The following is a 16842-nucleotide window of genomic DNA, read 5'->3' on the forward strand; positions in this document are numbered from 1 at the left end:
CGTGACTCTTCAGGCAAATCAAATTGACCGGATTACGACTGCTGCGCAGCCGAGCGGGAGCAAGCTCCCTCGCCACAGGGAACCGCGTAGCATCGAAGGTTACTTACCGAGCTTGCGCAATTCGTCGGACTCGACAATCCGCAAGCCATCCTGTTCTTCCAGCGCCAGGCGCCACATGGCGCGGGCCAGTTGGCAGGCTTCGATGCCGTGGTATTTGCCGGGAATCAGTTTGGACAGCGGGCCTGCCAGTTGTTCGGCGAGTCGCGGTTCAAGGCGATCTCCCAGTAGCAGGGAAGGTCGGCAGATAGTCAGTTGCGGCCAGTTCTGTGCGCGCAATGCGTATTCCATCTCGCCCTTGACCCGGTTGTAGAAAACCGAGGATCTGCGGTCAGCCCCCAGGGCGCTGATCACGATCAAGTGCCGTGCGCCCATTTCCCGTGCACGTTTGGCGAACGCCACCACCAGGTCCAGATCGACTGCGCGAAAGGCTTGTTCGGAGCCGGCCTGTTTGATCGTCGTGCCCAGGCAGCAGTAGGCAATGTCGACGCGGCCACTGAGTTGGGGGAGAAGCACCGCCGGATCGCCAACCGGGTTTTCCAGATGAGGATGTTCCGCCAGTGGTCGGCGTGACGGTGCCAGTACGCGGCTGATGGTCGGTTCGTTGAGCAGCCGATCAAGTAAGTGTTCACCGACCAGGCCGGTGGCTCCAGCGAGCAATACATGCTGAGGCGTCAAGTACATAATGTTTCCCCCTTGATACTGTTTCAGCTTAGTTGCTCTTTGCTTCCTTGCTGGTTAATGCAGCACTTTGCAGTGCCTTGCGTGCTTGTTGCTTGCGCAGTAATTGCCAATGCGCCAACACCCCTTTTGGCGCCCAGATCTGTGGTTCGGAGGCCTCGAAACTGTCTGCCAGTTCACGCTCGGCGACCGTGGCCTTGGCCAGTTTGAATGCCTGCTCCAGATCGTCGGTCTGGTTCAGCGCCTGGACGAACAACGCGTCGCCGAAGTACGTGAAGTCAGCTTCCTCCGAGCAGCCGAACGACACTCGGTCGGCACGCGAGGCGGTCATGATCAGTGTGCGTTCGTCTTTCAGTGCCGGGATGAAACCGCCGGAGTAGCAGGCAGAAATCACGATGATCTTGTCGCGGTTTTTCAGCGGCGCGAGGACGGTGGCCAATTCGTCAGCCGGCAAATCGGCCAGCTCCATGCGCGGTTGGTCGAGCACCAGTTCGTGTTCGTGGGTGCCGTGGCTGGTCAGGTAGATGAACACCAGGTCTTCCGGCCCGCTGCGTTCGGCCAGGGTCAGGGCGGCGCGGCGCAGGTTCTCGCGCGTGGCCATCGGCCGGTCGCCGAGGTGGTCGCGATGGTTGACCAGGCGGATCTGGCCATAGGCGCCGAAGCGGCTGGCGAGCATGTTGCTGACGTAATCGGACTCGCGCAGAAACACGCTCTGCTTGCCGTCGCCGCCCACGGTCAGGGTGTACAACTCGATCGCCGGGGTCGAGGCCGGCACATTGGCCAGCGCGTCTTCGAGCAGGCGCCCTTGCGCCAGTAACCCCAGCTCGAGGGTGTCCGGCAGCAACTTGCCATTGGCATCGCGTACACGCTGGCCATTGATCCAGTCGCCGCTTTGCACGGTGCCATCCGTCAGCACCAGCGTGCCGTGCCCTTGATAGCTGTCGTTATCGAACTCACCGATGTAGAAGCTGCCGTCCGCCAGGTTCAAACGGCCTTGGCCGGTGAAACGCCAATCACTGAATTGGCCGATGTAGTGGCTGTTGTCGGCGCCGATCAATTCGCCTTTGCCGTTCAGCGCGCCTTCCTTGAACTGGCCGACCCACACGTCGCCATCGGCGTTCTCGTAGCGACCTTTGCCGTTCAGCTGATTCTGTTTGAAACCACCGACATAGCTGTCGCCCTCGGCACTGCTGAAGGTGCCGTTGCCTTCCAGCTGGCCGTCGACAAAAGTACCGGTGAACTGGTTGCCGCTGGCATCGCCACGCTGGCCTTCACCGTTGGGTTTGCCGTTGGCGAACTGGCCCTGATACTGGCTGCCGTCTTCAAGTTCGAGACGACCGAGGCCGGAATACTGATCGGCCTTGAACTCGCCACGGTAGGTCATGCCGTCTTCTTTGAGGGTGCCTTCACCATCGCGCCGCCCGAGTTTGAAGCCGCCGGTGTAGCTGCTGCCGTTGGTGGTCAGCGTGCCCTGACCATGGAACAGCCCTTGCTGGAACTCCCCGCGATAAACCTCGCCGTTGCTGCCGTGCCATTCGCCCTGACCGTGCCACTGACCCTTGTCGAACTGGCCGGCGTACCAGCTGCCGTTCGGGTAGTCGATCCGGCCCTGGCCTTGCAGCAACCCATTGACCAGATCACCCCGATAGCGACCGCCATCGGGCAGGCGTGCGTCGGGCGGCAACAGCGATTCGCCGTCACCACACGCGGTGAGCAACAGGGTCAGGGCAAGGGGTGCAAGTGAGCGCATAGCGGGATCCGGGCAATTAGGCGAGGGAGTATGCCGCAGCTATGTGTCTGATATATAGAGACGCGGTGCGAAACAGCAGGAACTGCTTCGCATCCGGCAGGGGTTACACGAACGCCAGCGACAACGGTTCAGCGATGTATGCCGGTTTTTCCTGGCCTTCGATTTCCAGCGTGGCGGTGGCCTTGAGCAGCCATTGGCCGGGTTTCTTTTCGGTGACGTCGCTCAGTTCGACCTTGAGCCGGACTCTGGAGTCGACCTTCACCGGTTGAATGAAACGCACGCTGTCCAGGCCGTAATTGACGACCATCTTCAAGCCTTGCGGCAGGACCAGGATGTCTTCCATCAGCTTCGGGATCAGCGACAGTGACAGGAAGCCGTGGGCGATCGTGCTGCCAAACGGGGTTTGTGCGGCTTTTACCGGGTCAACGTGGATGAACTGATAATCGCCTGTAGCTTCAGCGAACAGGTTGATGCGGTCCTGATCGATCGTGAGCCATTCGGAACGTCCGAGTTCCTTGCCGACATAATCTTTGAGCTCTGCAACGGGAACATAGGGCATTGAGACTCTCCTTGGGTTCATCGGTTTTATAGTTTTTTCAGGTGGGGGGTTGGCCCCGGAACAACCACTTTAGATCATCATGGCGATTAGGTCCGGTCAAGCTTCCATACCTTTGGCGAATACCCATGCATAGCGAGTGCCATGCTTATAATGTCCCGCCCGCTTGTGGGGACGAGTTTTGCTGGAGATGACGGATGTTGCTACGCGGCCTGACCTGGCTGGTGCTGTTTCAATTGCTCGGCACGGCCCTCAACCATTTGATTTTGCCAGTGCTGCCAGGGCCGATTATCGGCCTGCTGTTGCTGCTGGGGTTCCTGGTCATCCGTGGCGAAGTGGCTGAGCCCCTGAGCCTGGCGGCTGGCAGCCTGCTGCGTTATTTGCCCTTGCTGCTGGTGCCGCCAGCGGTGGGCGTGATGGTATACGCCGCCGATATCGCGGCGGATTTCTGGGCCATCGTTGGCGCACTGGTGTTGTCGCTGCTGCTGTCCATGGCGTTCGCCGGAGTCTTGATGCAACGGCTGATCAAGCGCCACGCCGTGCGCTCGGAGAAGTCGTGATGATATTCGACTGGCAGGGTGCGCTGGCGGCAGTGATTCATCACCCGTTGTTCGGTATTGGCGTTACCTTGGGCGCCTATCAACTGGTGTTGGCAGCGTTCGAGAAAACCCGCTGGATCTTCCTGCAGCCCGTGCTGGTATCGATGCTGCTGGTGATCGGCGTGTTGCTCGCGTGTGGGCTGACGTACGCCGAATACCGCAAAAGCACCGAGATCCTCAGCATTCTGCTGGGGCCGGCGACCGTTGCGCTGGCGGTGCCGCTCTACCTGAACCTGCGGCGGATTCGGCAGCTGTTCTGGCCGATATTTACTACGCTGGTGATAGGTGGTGTGGTTGCCACCGGCATGGGCGTGCTGCTGGGTTGGTGGTTTGGCGCCGAGCACATGATCCTGATGACCATGGCGCCTAAATCGGTTACCTCGCCGATTGCCATGCTGGTGGCTGAGCAGATTGGCGGAGTGGCGGCGCTGGCGGCGGTGTTCGTGTTGATCACCGGGGTGATTGGCGCCATTTTCGGTCCGAGCCTGTTGAACCGGCTTGGTGTGCACAGCCCGGAAGCCCGCGGTATGGCGCTGGGTATGACCGCTCACGCGGTCGGGACTGCGGTGGCGATGCAGGAAAGTGAGGAGTGCGGCGCCTTCGCGGCGCTGGCGATGAGTCTGATGGGCGTGGCCACGGCGGTGTTCCTGCCGTTGGCGGTGTCGATGGTGGTGTAAGGAAATGTCTATGAGCTTGCCGCTTTTTCCACTGAATACGGTGCTGTTTCCTGGCTGCATCCTCGACTTGCAGATTTTTGAGGCGCGCTACCTGGACATGATCAGCCGCTGCATGAAGCAGGGGACCGGCTTCGGCGTGGTGTGCATTCTCGACGGCGAAGAAGTCGGCATTGCCCCGCAAGGCTATGCGCTGGTGGGATGCGAAGCGCTGATTACCGATTTCAAGCAGCAGGATAATGGTCTGCTGGGTATTCGGGTGCAGGGCGGGCGGCGCTTCCATGTACTGCGTACCGAGACTCAGCGCGATCAGTTGACCGTCGCCGAGGTCGAGTGGCTGGAGGACGAACCGGAGCAACCGCTACAGGACGAAGACGCCGACCTGGTCGCACTGCTCAAGGCCTTGGCTGAACACCCGATGGTCGAAGCGCTGAACATGGGCACCGACGCGGCCGGGCAGCAGTCACTGGCCAATCAATTGGCGTACCTGCTGCCGTTTTCTGAGGTGGACAAGATCGAACTGCTGCAACTCGACAACCCGCAGCAGCGCCTGGATGCGATTCAGGCGTTGCTGGACGAGTTGCAGGGGGAATTGTTTGCCTAACGCTTGTCAGTCTCTGTACGAAAACTACCTGCGCGTCGACCAGACTGCGTTAAAAACAGGCTCGGAATGCTCATTTAGGGGCCTAAACTCCGCTTCCTCGCCTGTTTTTGCCTTGCCTGATCGCCGCTCGGCGAGTTTTCGTACAGATCCTAGTAGGCATACCGCTGCAATGTATGAGGCAAGTGCCACAGCGCGAAGAACCCGAACAATGCCAGCATTACCGGCAACACCGACCACCAGACCTTGGCCGGCATAGGGCTCAAGGGTGTCTGGCGCTGGGTCACGGCCAGGCTGGCAGCACACACGCACGCCGCCAGCATCGCGCCGGCGGTTATATCGGTTGGCCAGTGTGCACCGAGATAAACCCGCGACAGGGCGATGGCGGCAGGCGGCAAGCAACCGAGCAGCAACCAGGTCAGGCGCATGCGCTGCGGTTGGCCTCGGCCGGCCAGTACCGCGAGGGTCAGGAACAACGCAAACGAACCTGACGCATGACCACTGGGCATGCTGTAGCTGGTCAGTGGGTCGGTCAGTACTTCCGGGCGCATCCGGGCGAACAGGTTCTTGGTTCCGGTGTTCAGCAGCGCGGTGATCAGCAGCGTACAGCCGGCGAAGATCATGTGCCGCCATTGGCGTGTGATCAGTAGCAGGATCGTCAGCGCCGCGCTGATCACAAACATGTTTTTGAAATCGCCGACCTGGGTGAGCATTACCGCGATTTCATCCAGCGCCGGGCTGCGGTGTTCTTGAACCAGCGTCATCAAGCCTTGATCGAAGGCGCTCAGGTGCGGATAGCCTATGAACAGCCCGCCGAGTATCAGCAGGCTGAGGCCGGCAATCAGTGCGGTGGCCTGGCGATGACCGCGCAAGCTGCTGTTGATGCTCAGGCCCACTAATACCGCAATACTGCCGACGACCACTCCGGCTTGAGGCCAGAAACCTTCCGGCAGCGGCAGGCGAATCGCCGCGCCCGTGGCCCAGCCCGGCAGCAGATAGGCCACCGACCAGCCGGCACCCGCCAGCAAGCTGACCGCAAAGAAGCGCGGGAACGGCATGTCGAACATTCCGGCAACCATTGGCAGCATCGGGCGCAAAGGGCCGATAAAGCGCCCGACCAATAAGCTCGCGATGCCATAGCGCTGGAAATAGTTTTCAGCGCCGCTGATCCATTCCGGATGGTGGCGCAGCCCTGGCAAGCGCCGAATGTTCTGGTGGAAGTGCCTGCCCAGGAAGTACGACAGCAGATCGCCGAACAGGCCGCCAAGGAAGCCCAGCAGCAGTGTTTCGCCCAGCGACAACGCGCCGCTGCCGGCCAGTACCGTGATGGCAAACAGCAACACGATGCCGGGCACGATCAGCCCGACAATTGCCAGGCACTCAACGCAGGCCACTATGAATACCGCCACCGCCAGCCATTGCGGATTGACCGTCAACCAGACAGTCAGGCTATCGAGCCATGGGCCCATACGTACAACTCCATCAAATCATCAAATGAACTGAGGGAGCGAGCAAGCTCGCTCCCTCAGTGGGTGTTTTTGCTGCAGGCCGCAGCACCAATCAGGGAAGCAGGAAATAGTCGCGGTTTTCGACCTGGCCGCGTCGCAGGGGGTTCCGGGTGCAGTAGGGTGCGTAAGCGCCGTCGACGAAGCGGTACATCAGGTGTTCGTCGCGGCCATGAGGAATCCCCAGGCGTGTGGTCTGGATGACATGCGGAGGAGGTGCACCGACGTCTTCGACAAACAGTATTTCATGATCGAAGCGCTTGGCATCCCAGGTCGGTACTTTCAGGCCCAGCGCCTTGCACAGCAAGGTCTGACCGGCGCAGAGCTTTTGCGAGGGGCGCGGTCGGCCCTTGGCGTCGGGATTGTTGAGCAGCATCTGCGCAAGGCTCGCCGGGCCGGAGATTTCATCGACCCACGGGTAAGCCGATTTGATCAGCACCGCATTGCCCGGTCCGTGGGCGCTGAAGTTCAGTGAATCGCCGCCACGGGCGTAGTACATATAGATGTGGCCGCCATCCAGAAACAAAGCCTTACGCTTTTCTGTGTAGCCGAGCGAGGCATGGCTGCCTTTTTCTTCGCAGTAATAGGCTTCGGTCTCGATAATCCGCGCCGAAAGCCACAGGTCACCGACCCGATGGCGGATCACTTTACCCAGCAATTCACAGGCAAGCAGCTGAGCATCGCGGTTGAAAAAGCTGTCGGGCAGGGCTTTTGGCAATTTCGCTGTGGTCAAAATAGGCATGGCGACCGAAGTGATCAGGTAAATATGACGGAATGATAACAACTGCGGACTTAATCGAGGCTGAACACTGCCCATTTCGACCATCCGCCCGTCACTGCTGTTAGTAGGAGCGCGCGACAGCTATAATCTGCCGCTTTCCTCTTTGCCAAGACCACAGAGACCATGACTGAGTCCGTTCTTGACTACATGACCCGTTTGGGTCGCGCTGCCCGCGACGCTTCCCGCGTGATCGGCCGTGCCAGTACCGCGCAGAAAAACCGCGCCCTGCTGGCTGCCGCCGACGCTTTGGATAACGCTCGCGCCGAGTTGACTGCCGCCAATGAGCTGGATCTGGCCGCAGGCCGGGCCAATGGGCTTGAGCCGGCCATGCTCGAACGTCTGGCCCTGACCCCCGCACGCATCGACGGCATGATCGTCGGTTTGCGTCAGGTGGCGGCGCTGCCCGATCCGGTTGGCGCGATCCGCGACATGAGTTACCGGCCGTCGGGTATTCAGGTCGGCAAGATGCGCGTGCCCCTGGGTGTGGTCGGGATCATCTATGAGTCGCGGCCAAACGTGACCATCGATGCCGCGAGCCTGTGCTTGAAGTCGGGTAACGCAACCATCCTGCGCGGTGGTTCCGAGGCCATTCATTCCAATCGTGCGATTGCTGCCTGCATTCAGCGCGGTCTGGCTGAAGCCGGCTTGCCGGCGGCCGTGGTGCAAGTGGTCGAAACCACCGACCGTGCTGCCGTTGGTGCGTTGATCACCATGCCCGAGTATGTCGACGTGATCGTGCCGCGCGGCGGCAAGGGCCTGATCGAACGGGTCAGTCGCGACGCTCGCGTGCCAGTGATCAAGCACCTGGACGGTATCTGCCACGTGTATGTCAGTGCCCACGCCGAGTTGCCGAAAGCCCAGCGCATTGCGTTCAACGCCAAGACTTACCGTTACGGCATCTGCGGCGCGATGGAAACTCTGTTGGTCGATCAAGCGGTCGCCAAGCAATTCCTGCCAGCGATGGCTGAACAGTTCCGCGAAAAAGGCGTCGAACTGCGCGGTTGCGAACGCACCCGGGCGATCATCGACGTCGTGGCCGCGACTGAAGAAGACTGGAGCACCGAATACCTGGCGCCGATTCTGTCGATCCTGGTGGTCGACGGCCTGGACCAGGCGATTGAGCACATCAACCGTTACGGCTCGCACCACACCGACTCGATCGTCAGCGAACACCAGGGTGAAACCCGGCGTTTCGTGGCTGAAGTCGACTCGGCCTCAGTGATGATCAACACGCCGACGTGCTTTGCCGATGGCTTTGAATACGGATTGGGTGCCGAGATTGGCATTTCTACTGATAAGCTGCACGCCCGCGGCCCGGTGGGCCTCGAAGGTCTGACCTGCGAGAAGTACATCGTGGTCGGTGATGGCCAGTTGCGCGGCCAGGAGCCGGTCTGACTTGGGCGATTTCGGCCAGAGCGCCGCAGTGACCGCCAGTGAAACCAGCCCCCGGCGTATTGGCGTCCTGGGCGGGACCTTCGATCCGGTGCACATCGGCCATTTGCGCAGTGCACTGGAAGTGGCTGAATCACTGGCTCTCGATGAGTTGCGCCTGACGCCCAGCGCCAGGCCGCCGCATCGGGATACGCCGCAGGTTTCGGCGCAGGACCGTCTGGCGATGGTCGAGCGCGCGGTGGCCGGTATAGCACCGTTGGTAGTGGATGACCGCGAGCTCAAGCGCGACAAGCCGTCCTACACTATCGACACCCTGGAACTGATGCGTGCGGAACTCGCCGCTGATGACCAGTTGTTTCTACTTTTGGGCTGGGACGCATTTTGCGGCCTGCCCACTTGGCACCGCTGGGAAGAGTTGCTCCAGCATTGCCACATCCTGGTGCTGCAACGCCCGGATGCCGACAGCGAACCGCCGGATGCCTTGCGCAACCTGCTGGCAGCGCGCTCGGTGAGCGACCCGCTGGCCCTCAAAGGGGCGAGCGGACAGATTGCATTCGTCTGGCAGACGCCGCTCGCGGTATCCGCCACCCAGATCCGTCAACTGCTGGCCAGCGGTAAGTCGGTACGTTTCCTGGTGCCCGACGCGGTCCTGGCCTATATCGATGCGCACGGACTTTACCGTGCGTCGAACTGAATAGGAGTGCTTTGAGGCACGTGGCAACAACGTGTATTGAAGCGCCCGAACATACGAGCAAAACGAGTTTTATATGACTGACAAAGACGTAACTAAAGTAAAGCGCAAAGGTTCGTTCAAGAGCGCCCCGCTGCCAGTAGCGGCTGAAACCGGCCCGGCACTCGTCGGCGAAGAGCTGGTCAAGGTCGCCGTAGCGGCTCTGGAAGACGTCAAGGCCCAGGACATTCTGGTGATCGACGTTCGTGAAAAGCAGAGCATCACTGACTTCATGATCATCGCTACAGGTACTTCCAACCGTCAGATCGGCGCGATGCTGGATAAGGTCCGCGAGGCGGTCAAGGCCCAAGGCGTCAAGCCGCTGGGTGAAGAAGGCAAGGGCGACAGTGACTGGGTACTGCTGGATATGGACGATGTCATCGTACACATGATGACCGCCTCGGCCCGCCAGTTCTACGACCTGGAGCGTCTGTGGGAAGGTGCCGAGCTGAGCCGTGCCACCGATGGCAAGCACCACAGCCCTGAAGTCGGTCACGAGCATTTCACCAAGCTCAACAAAGACCAGCAATAAGGGTTCGCTGTGCGACTGCGTCTGATCGCCGTCGGTTCACGCATGCCCAAGTGGGTGGAAGAAGGCTGGCATGAATATGCCAAGCGTCTTCCTTCCGAGCTGGCGCTGGAACTGGTGGAAATTCCGCTCAACACCCGTGGCAAGAACGCTGACGTGGCGCGCTTCATTCGCCAGGAAGGCGAAGCCATGCTGGCCAAGGTCGGCCCGAATGAGCGCATCGTCACCCTCGAGGTTCACGGCAAGCCCTGGAGCACCGAGCAATTGGCGGTCGAACTGGACCGCTGGCGGCTGGACTCGCGTACGGTGAACTTCATGGTCGGCGGTCCCGAAGGGCTGGCGCCGGAAGTCTGCGCGCGGGCTGATCAGCGCTGGTCGTTGTCGCCCCTGACCCTGCCGCACCCACTGGTGCGGATCCTGATCGGTGAACAGTTGTATCGCGCTTGGACCGTGCTGTCCGGGCACCCTTACCACAAGTAGTTCAGCGCCCCCATGTCTCAGCCGATCCGCATCAAGGACCACGAGAAAGACGCCCGTCTGGTGCGCGGACGGGTCGTGTTCGGGGCAATTGCGGTGGTCACGCTGATCGGCGTGCTGATTGCGCGGCTGTATTTCCTGCAAGTGATTCAGTACGAGTACCACTCGACGCTGTCGGAAAACAACCGCGTTCACGTTCAGCCGATTCCGCCGACTCGCGGGCTGATCTATGACCGTAATGGCGTGGTGGTGGCCGATAACCGGCCCAGCTTCAGTCTGAGCATGACCCGCGAACGTTCGGGTGACTGGAAGCAAGTGCTCGATGTCATCGTTGAGGTGCTGCAACTGACGCCTGAAGATCGGGCGGTCTTCGAAAAACGCATGAAGCAGGGGCGCCGACCGTTTGAGCCGGTGCCGATCCTGTTCGAGCTGACGGAAGAGCAGATCGCCCGGATCGCGGTGAATCAGTTCCGCCTGCCGGGCGTCGAAGTGGTTGCGCAACTGGTACGTCACTATCCGCAGGGTCCGCATTTTGCGCACTCGGTCGGGTACATGGGGCGGATCAACGAGAAAGAACTGAAGACTCTGGATCCGGTGGCTTACAGCGGCACCCATCAAATTGGCAAAACCGGTATCGAGCGCTTCTACGAGCCAGAATTGCACGGTCAGGTCGGTTACGAAGAAGTCGAGACCAACGCCCGTGGCCGCGTACTGCGGGTGCTCAAGCGTACCGATCCGATCCCCGGCAAGGACATCGTCCTGAGCCTGGACATCAAGTTACAGGAAGCCGCGGAAGCCGCATTGGGTGGGCGCCGTGGTGCGGTAGTGGCGCTGGACCCGAACACTGGCGAAGTGCTGGCAATGGTCAGCCAGCCGAGTTTTGACCCGAACCTGTTCGTGACCGGCATCAGCTTCAAGGCTTACGCCGAGTTGCGTGACTCGATCGACCGGCCACTGTTCAACCGCGTGCTGCGCGGCCTGTACCCGCCGGGTTCGACCATCAAGCCGGCCGTGGCAATTGCCGGGCTGGACTCTGGCGTCGTGACGGCCTCGACCCGGGTTTTCGACCCGGGTTACTACATGCTGCCCAACTACGATCACAAATACCGTAACTGGAACCGCACCGGCGACGGCTATGTGGATCTGGACACGGCGATCATGCGTTCCAACGACACCTACTTCTACGACCTGGCGCACAAGCTGGGGATCGATCGGTTGGCGGCCTATATGGGCAAGTTCGGTATCGGCCAGAAGGTCTCGCTGGACATGTTCGAAGAGTCGCCGGGGCTGATGCCGTCCCGCGAATGGAAACGCGCGACCCGACGTCAGGCGTGGTTCCCGGGTGAAACGCTGATTCTGGGGATCGGCCAGGGCTACATGCAGTCCACCCCGTTGCAGTTGGCCCAGGCCACGGCGCTGGTCGCCAACAAGGGCAAGTGGAACCGTCCGCACCTGGCGAAAACCATCGAAGGCCAAAAGCCGCAGGACCCGAACCCGATGCCGGACATCGTTCTGCGTGATGCGTCGGACTGGACCAAGGTCAACCACGGCATGCAGCAAGTGATGCACGGTGCCCGCGGCACCGCGCGTAAAGCGGCGATCGGCTCGCAATACCGGATTGCCGGCAAGTCGGGTACCGCCCAGGTGGTCGCGATCAAACAGGGCGAGAAGTACGACCGCTCCAAGGTTCAGGAACGCCACCGCGACCATGCCTTGTTCGTCGGCTTTGCGCCGGCCGACAACCCGAAAATCACCGTGGCGGTGATGGTCGAGAACGGTGAGTCCGGCTCCGGTGTCGCGGCGCCAGTGGTGCGGCAAGTCATGGATGCCTGGCTCCTGGGCCAGGACGGCCGACTCAAACCCGAGTACGACAGCCCTATCAGCGCGGAGGCTACGGCCCGTGAAGAGTAATTTTGATCGCATCCTCTCCAGTGAGGATGTGATGCGTCGCCGCGCGACGCTGTTGCAACGCCTGCACATCGATGGCCCGTTGCTGATCCTGCTGCTGATCCTCGCGGCCGGCAGCCTGTTCGTGCTGTATTCGGCGAGTGGCAAGAGCTGGGACCTGCTGGCCAAACAAGCGACGTCGTTCGGGATCGGCCTGGTGTCGATGATCGTCATCGCCCAGTTCGAACCGCGTTTCATGGCGCGTTGGGTGCCGCTGGGCTATGTGCTCGGGGTGATCTTGCTGGTGGTGGTGGACGTGATGGGCCACAACGCCATGGGCGCGACGCGCTGGATCAACATTCCCGGAGTGATTCGCTTCCAGCCCTCGGAATTCATGAAGATCCTGATGCCGGCGACGATTGCCTGGTACCTGTCCAAGCGCACGTTGCCACCGCAACTCAAGCATGTCGGGGTCAGTCTGTTCCTGATCGGCTTGCCGTTCATACTGATTGTGCGTCAGCCAGACCTCGGCACGTCGCTGCTGATCCTTGCGGGCGGTGCTTTCGTGCTGTTCATGGGTGGCCTGCGCTGGCGCTGGATCCTCAGCGTGGTCGCGGCAGCCGTGCCGGTGGCGGTCGCGATGTGGTTCTTCATCATGCATGACTACCAGAAGCAGCGGATCCTGACCTTCCTCGACCCGGAGAGCGATCCGCTCGGCACCGGCTGGAACATCATTCAGTCCAAGGCCGCCATCGGTTCCGGCGGCGTGTTCGGTAAAGGCTGGCTGCTGGGCACCCAGTCGCACCTGGACTTTCTGCCGGAAAGCCACACCGACTTCATCATTGCGGTGATGGGCGAAGAGTTCGGTCTGGTGGGCATTTGCGCCTTGCTGCTGATTTACCTGCTGTTGATTGGCCGTGGGCTGGTGATTACCGCCCAGGCGCAGACATTGTTCGGCAAATTGCTCGCCGGCAGCCTGACCATGACGTTTTTTGTTTACGTTTTCGTCAACATCGGTATGGTCAGTGGCCTGTTGCCGGTGGTGGGGGTGCCGTTGCCGTTCATTAGCTACGGCGGAACTTCGCTGGTGACGCTGCTGTCAGCGTTTGGGGTTTTGATGTCGATCCATACCCATCGTAAGTGGATCGCACAGGTTTGAATAAGGTGAAGATTTCAATGCAAGTAATGCGTGGCTGGGCGACTCGATACGCTCCGTGGGTCGGCCTGGTAAGCATCCTTGGTGCAGCGCAGGAAGCGCTGGCCGGCGATTATGAAGGCTCGCCCCAAGTGGCCGAATTCGTCGGTGAAATGACCCGCGACTATGGTTTTGCCGGTGAACAGCTGATGGGCGTGTTCCGCGAGGCCGAGCGCAAGCAATCGATTCTCGACGCGATCTCCCGACCGGCCGAGCGGGTCAAGCAATGGAAGGAATATCGCCCGATGTTCCTGACCGACGCGCGGATCGCCCGGGGCGTGGATTTCTGGCGCCAGCACGAAGCGGCGCTGGCTCGCGCCGAGCGGGAATACGGCGTTCCAGCGCAGGTGATCGTCTCGATCATCGGCGTTGAAACCTTTTTCGGCCGAAATACCGGTAATTATCGGGTGATCGACGCGTTGTCGACCCTCAGTTTCGACTACCCTCCACGTGCAGAATTCTTTCGCAAGGAATTGCGTGAGTTCCTGCTGCTGGCACGTGAAGAGCAGGTCGATCCGTTGACGCTCAAAGGCTCGTACGCCGGCGCCATGGGCTTGCCGCAGTTCATGCCGAGCAGCTTTCGCGCCTACGCGGTGGATTTCGACGGTGATGGCCACATTAATATCTGGACCAATCCGGACGATGCCATCGGCAGCGTTGCCAGCTATTTCAAGCGTCACGGCTGGGAGGCAGGCGAACCGGTGGTCAGCCGGGCCGATGTGCGCGGCGATCAGGTCGACGACGGCTTGACCACCGGCATCGAGCCGACGAAAACCGTCGGGGAGTTGCGGGCGTTGGGCTGGTCGAGTCATGATGCGCTGCGCGATGATATGCCAGTCACGGCTTTCAGGCTTGAAGGTGACAATGGCCCTGAATACTGGATGGGCCTGAAGAATTTTTACGCGATTACGCGTTATAACCGCAGCGTGATGTACGCCATGGCTGTACATCAGTTGTCTGAAATGCTGGTCCAAGCACGGGGCGTCAAGTAATGCTGGCATCGCCAATCCGCAAACCCCTGAAGCTGGTGGCTTTCGCCGCGTTGTCGTTGCTCGTGGTCAGCTGTTCGACCAGTCGTGCACCGCAACAGAAATACACGACCGCGGTACGCGCGACACCAGGTCTGGATATCAACCGTGCCCACAAAGACGGTGCGCCGTGGTGGGATGTGGATATTTCACGGATCCCCGACGCTACGCCGACCCTGCACACCGGCCCGTACAAGGCCAACCCGTATACCGTGCTGGGCAAGACCTACTTTCCGCTGGCCGAATCCAAGCGTTATGTCGCTTCGGGCACGGCGTCCTGGTACGGCACCAAGTTTCACGGGCAGAACACCGCCAACGGCGAAGTGTATGACCTGTACGGCATGAGTGCCGCGCACAAGACCCTGCCATTGCCCAGCTATGTTCGGGTCACCAACCTGGACAACAACAAGAGCGTGATCCTGCGGGTCAATGACCGTGGGCCGTTCTATTCGGATCGCATCATCGACTTGTCCTACGCCGCGGCCAAGAAACTCGGGTATGCCGAGATTGGCACTGCGCGAGTCAAGGTTGAAGGCATCGACCCGCAAGAGTGGTGGGCGGCAAAAGGCCGACCTGCGCCGTTGATGCTCAACGAGCCGCAAGTCGCGCAAAATAGCGCACCGGTGATTACCACGTCGGCCGGCACCGTCGAGCAATGGACGCCACCGCCGCAGCAACATGCCGCGGCCGTTGTGCCGGTGCAGCTCGATGCAAAAAAAAACGCTTCTGTACCAGCCTCTGGCCAGTATCTGCAGGTGGGCGCGTTCGCCAACCCGGACGCTGCAGAACTCCTGAGATCGAAGTTGAGCGGGATGGTGAGCGCTCCGGTGTTCATCAGCTCGATCGTGCGCAACCAACAGACACTGCATCGGGTTCGCCTGGGGCCAATCGGCTCGCAGGGTGAAATCACGCAAGTGCAAAACAGCGTGCGCCTGGCCAATCTCGGTTCGCCGAGCCTGGTGACGGCCGAATAAGCAATTCCTGATTCAAGGTTCACTTGCGGTTTGGGGGGTGAACCTGAGTTGTTGGCTCGTTGAACAATAAAAGCCCGGCAAGGGTTAGAGAGTGAACAACTGAACACGCGATAACCCGCAGGCTCCGTGCCTTGCAGGTTGTCTGATTAGTTTTGCCCGTAGGGCAGTTTCCATTAGCGATTTCGAGAGACGGATGAACATCACCACCTTTGCCAAACGCCTGTGCCTGCTAGTCCCGCTGCTCCTCTCACCCGCCGCTTTTGCGGTCGAGATGATGCCGTCGCCACCACAACTGGCGGCTAAATCCTATGTGCTCATGGACGCCAGCAGCGGCAACGTGCTGGTCGAGAACAACGGTGACCAGCGTCTGCCGCCAGCCAGCCTGACCAAGCTGATGACAGCGTACATTGCGACCCTGGAAATCCGTCGCGGCCAGATCGGTGAAAACGATCCGGTGACCGTCAGTGAGAACGCCTGGCGCACCGGCGGTTCGCGGATGTTCATCAAGGTCGGCTCGCAGGTCACGGTCAGCGACCTGCTGCACGGCATCATCATCCAGTCGGGCAACGACGCCAGCGTCGCGCTCTCCGAGCACATCGCCGGCAGCGAAGACGCGTTCGCCGACCTCATGAACAAGACCGTTGCCGACCTGGGCATGAACAACAGTCACTTCATGAACCCGACCGGTCTGCCAAACCCTGAGCACTATTCCACCGCTCACGACATGGCCATTCTGGCGCGTGCGATCATCCACGAAGACCCGGCTCACTATGCGATCTACTCGCAGAAAGAGTTCTTCTGGAACGGCATCAAGCAACCCAACCGCAACCTGCTGCTGTGGCGTGACAAGACCGTTGACGGTCTGAAAACCGGTCACACCGAAGAAGCCGGCTACTGCATGGTGTCCTCGGCGGTACGTGATGGCATGCGCCTGATCGCCGTGGTGTTCGGCACCAACAGCGAAAGCGCTCGCGCTGCTGAAACCCAGAAGCTGTTGACCTACGGTTTCCGCTTCTTCGAAACCCAGACCTTCTATCAGAAAGGCGCCGAGCTGGCTCAGGCTCCAGTCTGGAAGGGCACCACCAACCAGGTCAAAGCCGGCCTGGCTGAAGACCTGACCATGACCTTGCCAAAAGGCCAGCTGAAAAAGCTCGCTGCCAGCATGACCATGAACCCGCAACTGGTCGCGCCGATCGCCAAGGGCGACGTGATTGGTAAAGTCGAAGTGAAACTGGACGACAAGGTCGTGCACAGCGCTGATCTGATCGCGCTGGACGCGGTCGACCAAGGTGGTATCTTCCGCCGCATGTGGGATAGCATCCGTCTATTCTTCTACGGCTTGTTCAACTGATAGTGTGCACCTGCATGGCCACGCGCTGATCCGGCGCGGGCCATGCCGTCGCCACGGCTTACGCTTACGAGGCCG

Annotated in this window: 17 protein-coding genes; 12 read left to right on the forward strand and 5 right to left on the reverse strand. The window is 60.6% G+C overall.

Going from position 1 to position 16842, the window contains the following annotated elements:
• Positions 1-99 precede the first annotated feature (99 nt).
• From AC1RJ3_RS17990 to AC1RJ3_RS18000, 3 genes are all read right to left on the reverse strand, one after another.
• Entirely contained in the window at positions 100-741 is a 642-nt protein-coding gene (locus AC1RJ3_RS17990; protein ID WP_054594218.1) for an oxidoreductase, read from the reverse strand.
• 28 nt (positions 742-769) lie between these two features.
• Positions 770-2488 (reverse strand): C13 family peptidase, encoded by a 1719-nt coding sequence (locus AC1RJ3_RS17995; protein WP_347928112.1) that lies wholly within the window; start codon positions 2486-2488, stop codon positions 770-772.
• A gap of 103 nt (positions 2489-2591) precedes the next feature.
• Entirely contained in the window at positions 2592-3047 is a 456-nt protein-coding gene (locus AC1RJ3_RS18000; protein WP_019693819.1) for a MaoC family dehydratase, read from the reverse strand.
• 194 nt (positions 3048-3241) lie between these two features.
• Between AC1RJ3_RS18000 and AC1RJ3_RS18005 the strand changes: the two genes are divergently transcribed.
• From AC1RJ3_RS18005 to AC1RJ3_RS18015, 3 genes are read left to right on the forward strand one after another with little or no spacing between them, the layout of a single operon-like run.
• A complete protein-coding gene (locus tag AC1RJ3_RS18005) occupies positions 3242-3604 on the forward strand; it encodes a CidA/LrgA family protein (protein WP_489111703.1) in 363 nt (120 codons plus the stop codon).
• The gene (locus AC1RJ3_RS18010; RefSeq protein WP_054594215.1) at positions 3604-4320 is read left to right on the forward strand and encodes an LrgB family protein; all 717 of its coding nucleotides are present in this window, start codon (positions 3604-3606) and stop codon (positions 4318-4320) included. Before AC1RJ3_RS18005 ends, AC1RJ3_RS18010 begins: the two co-directional genes overlap by 1 nt.
• A gap of 10 nt (positions 4321-4330) precedes the next feature.
• Complete coding sequence (locus AC1RJ3_RS18015; RefSeq protein ID WP_054594214.1) at positions 4331-4921, forward strand: LON peptidase substrate-binding domain-containing protein; 591 nt, start codon at positions 4331-4333, stop codon at positions 4919-4921.
• Between the two features lie 149 nt (positions 4922-5070).
• Here the strand turns inward: AC1RJ3_RS18015 and AC1RJ3_RS18020 are convergent, their stop codons facing one another.
• Complete coding sequence (locus AC1RJ3_RS18020; RefSeq protein ID WP_103317531.1) at positions 5071-6387, reverse strand: bifunctional DedA family/phosphatase PAP2 family protein; 1317 nt, start codon at positions 6385-6387, stop codon at positions 5071-5073.
• A gap of 91 nt (positions 6388-6478) precedes the next feature.
• The gene (locus AC1RJ3_RS18025) at positions 6479-7165 is read right to left on the reverse strand and encodes a DNA-3-methyladenine glycosylase (protein ID WP_054598187.1); all 687 of its coding nucleotides are present in this window, start codon (positions 7163-7165) and stop codon (positions 6479-6481) included.
• 162 nt (positions 7166-7327) lie between these two features.
• On the opposite strand from AC1RJ3_RS18025, the gene AC1RJ3_RS18030 reads away from it, so the two are divergent.
• The 9 genes from AC1RJ3_RS18030 (at position 7328) to AC1RJ3_RS18070 (ending at position 16767) form a co-directional block, all read left to right on the forward strand.
• Positions 7328-8599, forward strand: coding sequence for a glutamate-5-semialdehyde dehydrogenase (locus tag AC1RJ3_RS18030; RefSeq protein WP_493079669.1), 1272 nt, complete (start codon positions 7328-7330; stop codon positions 8597-8599).
• Positions 8568-9290, forward strand: coding sequence for a nicotinate-nucleotide adenylyltransferase (gene nadD, locus AC1RJ3_RS18035; protein ID WP_493079671.1), 723 nt, complete (start codon positions 8568-8570; stop codon positions 9288-9290). Before AC1RJ3_RS18030 ends, nadD begins: the two co-directional genes overlap by 32 nt.
• 73 nt (positions 9291-9363) lie before the next feature.
• Positions 9364-9858, forward strand: a complete 495-nt coding sequence (gene rsfS / locus AC1RJ3_RS18040) for a ribosome silencing factor (RefSeq protein WP_054594210.1) — start codon at positions 9364-9366, stop codon at positions 9856-9858.
• Between the two features lie 9 nt (positions 9859-9867).
• Positions 9868-10335 (forward strand): 23S rRNA (pseudouridine(1915)-N(3))-methyltransferase RlmH, encoded by a 468-nt coding sequence (gene rlmH / locus AC1RJ3_RS18045; protein WP_003185785.1) that lies wholly within the window; start codon positions 9868-9870, stop codon positions 10333-10335.
• Positions 10336-10347: 12 nt separating this feature from the next.
• The gene (mrdA, locus tag AC1RJ3_RS18050; RefSeq protein WP_054594209.1) at positions 10348-12243 is read left to right on the forward strand and encodes a penicillin-binding protein 2; all 1896 of its coding nucleotides are present in this window, start codon (positions 10348-10350) and stop codon (positions 12241-12243) included.
• A gap of 31 nt (positions 12244-12274) precedes the next feature.
• The gene (gene rodA / locus AC1RJ3_RS18055) at positions 12275-13378 is read left to right on the forward strand and encodes a rod shape-determining protein RodA (RefSeq protein WP_054594208.1); all 1104 of its coding nucleotides are present in this window, start codon (positions 12275-12277) and stop codon (positions 13376-13378) included.
• Positions 13379-13395: 17 nt separating this feature from the next.
• Positions 13396-14406: a lytic murein transglycosylase B gene (gene mltB / locus AC1RJ3_RS18060; RefSeq protein WP_054594207.1), complete on the forward strand. Its 1011-nt coding sequence runs from the start codon at positions 13396-13398 to the stop codon at positions 14404-14406.
• Complete coding sequence (locus AC1RJ3_RS18065; RefSeq protein WP_493079674.1) at positions 14406-15416, forward strand: septal ring lytic transglycosylase RlpA family protein; 1011 nt, start codon at positions 14406-14408, stop codon at positions 15414-15416. The genes mltB and AC1RJ3_RS18065 overlap by 1 nt, the downstream gene beginning before the upstream one ends.
• A 193-nt stretch (positions 15417-15609) precedes the next feature.
• On the forward strand, positions 15610-16767 hold the full coding sequence (locus AC1RJ3_RS18070) for a D-alanyl-D-alanine carboxypeptidase family protein (protein WP_054594205.1): 1158 nt from the start codon (positions 15610-15612) through the stop codon (positions 16765-16767).
• Positions 16768-16842: the final 75 nt, after the last annotated feature.

Source organism: Pseudomonas sp. GW822-FHT04C11 (genome assembly GCF_058800905.1).

Bases quoted from the DNA above. Each gene is read 5' to 3' on its own strand.
- AC1RJ3_RS17990 (WP_054594218.1), bottom strand. From the start codon at position 741: ATGTACTTGACGCCTCAGCATGTATTGCTCGCTGGAGCCACCGGCCTG.
- AC1RJ3_RS17995 (WP_347928112.1), bottom strand. From the start codon at position 2,488: ATGCGCTCACTTGCACCCCTTGCCCTGACCCTGTTGCTCACCGCGTGT.
- AC1RJ3_RS18000 (WP_019693819.1), bottom strand. From the start codon at position 3,047: ATGCCCTATGTTCCCGTTGCAGAGCTCAAAGATTATGTCGGCAAGGAA.
- AC1RJ3_RS18005 (WP_489111703.1), top strand. From the start codon at position 3,242: ATGTTGCTACGCGGCCTGACCTGGCTGGTGCTGTTTCAATTGCTCGGC.
- AC1RJ3_RS18010 (WP_054594215.1), top strand. From the start codon at position 3,604: ATGATATTCGACTGGCAGGGTGCGCTGGCGGCAGTGATTCATCACCCG.
- AC1RJ3_RS18015 (WP_054594214.1), top strand. From the start codon at position 4,331: ATGAGCTTGCCGCTTTTTCCACTGAATACGGTGCTGTTTCCTGGCTGC.
- AC1RJ3_RS18020 (WP_103317531.1), bottom strand. From the start codon at position 6,387: ATGGGCCCATGGCTCGATAGCCTGACTGTCTGGTTGACGGTCAATCCG.
- AC1RJ3_RS18025 (WP_054598187.1), bottom strand. From the start codon at position 7,165: ATGCCTATTTTGACCACAGCGAAATTGCCAAAAGCCCTGCCCGACAGC.
- AC1RJ3_RS18030 (WP_493079669.1), top strand. From the start codon at position 7,328: ATGACTGAGTCCGTTCTTGACTACATGACCCGTTTGGGTCGCGCTGCC.
- nadD (WP_493079671.1), top strand. From the start codon at position 8,568: ATGGCCAGTTGCGCGGCCAGGAGCCGGTCTGACTTGGGCGATTTCGGC.
- rsfS (WP_054594210.1), top strand. From the start codon at position 9,364: ATGACTGACAAAGACGTAACTAAAGTAAAGCGCAAAGGTTCGTTCAAG.
- mrdA (WP_054594209.1), top strand. From the start codon at position 10,348: ATGTCTCAGCCGATCCGCATCAAGGACCACGAGAAAGACGCCCGTCTG.
- rodA (WP_054594208.1), top strand. From the start codon at position 12,275: ATGCGTCGCCGCGCGACGCTGTTGCAACGCCTGCACATCGATGGCCCG.
- mltB (WP_054594207.1), top strand. From the start codon at position 13,396: ATGCAAGTAATGCGTGGCTGGGCGACTCGATACGCTCCGTGGGTCGGC.
- AC1RJ3_RS18065 (WP_493079674.1), top strand. From the start codon at position 14,406: ATGCTGGCATCGCCAATCCGCAAACCCCTGAAGCTGGTGGCTTTCGCC.
- AC1RJ3_RS18070 (WP_054594205.1), top strand. From the start codon at position 15,610: ATGAACATCACCACCTTTGCCAAACGCCTGTGCCTGCTAGTCCCGCTG.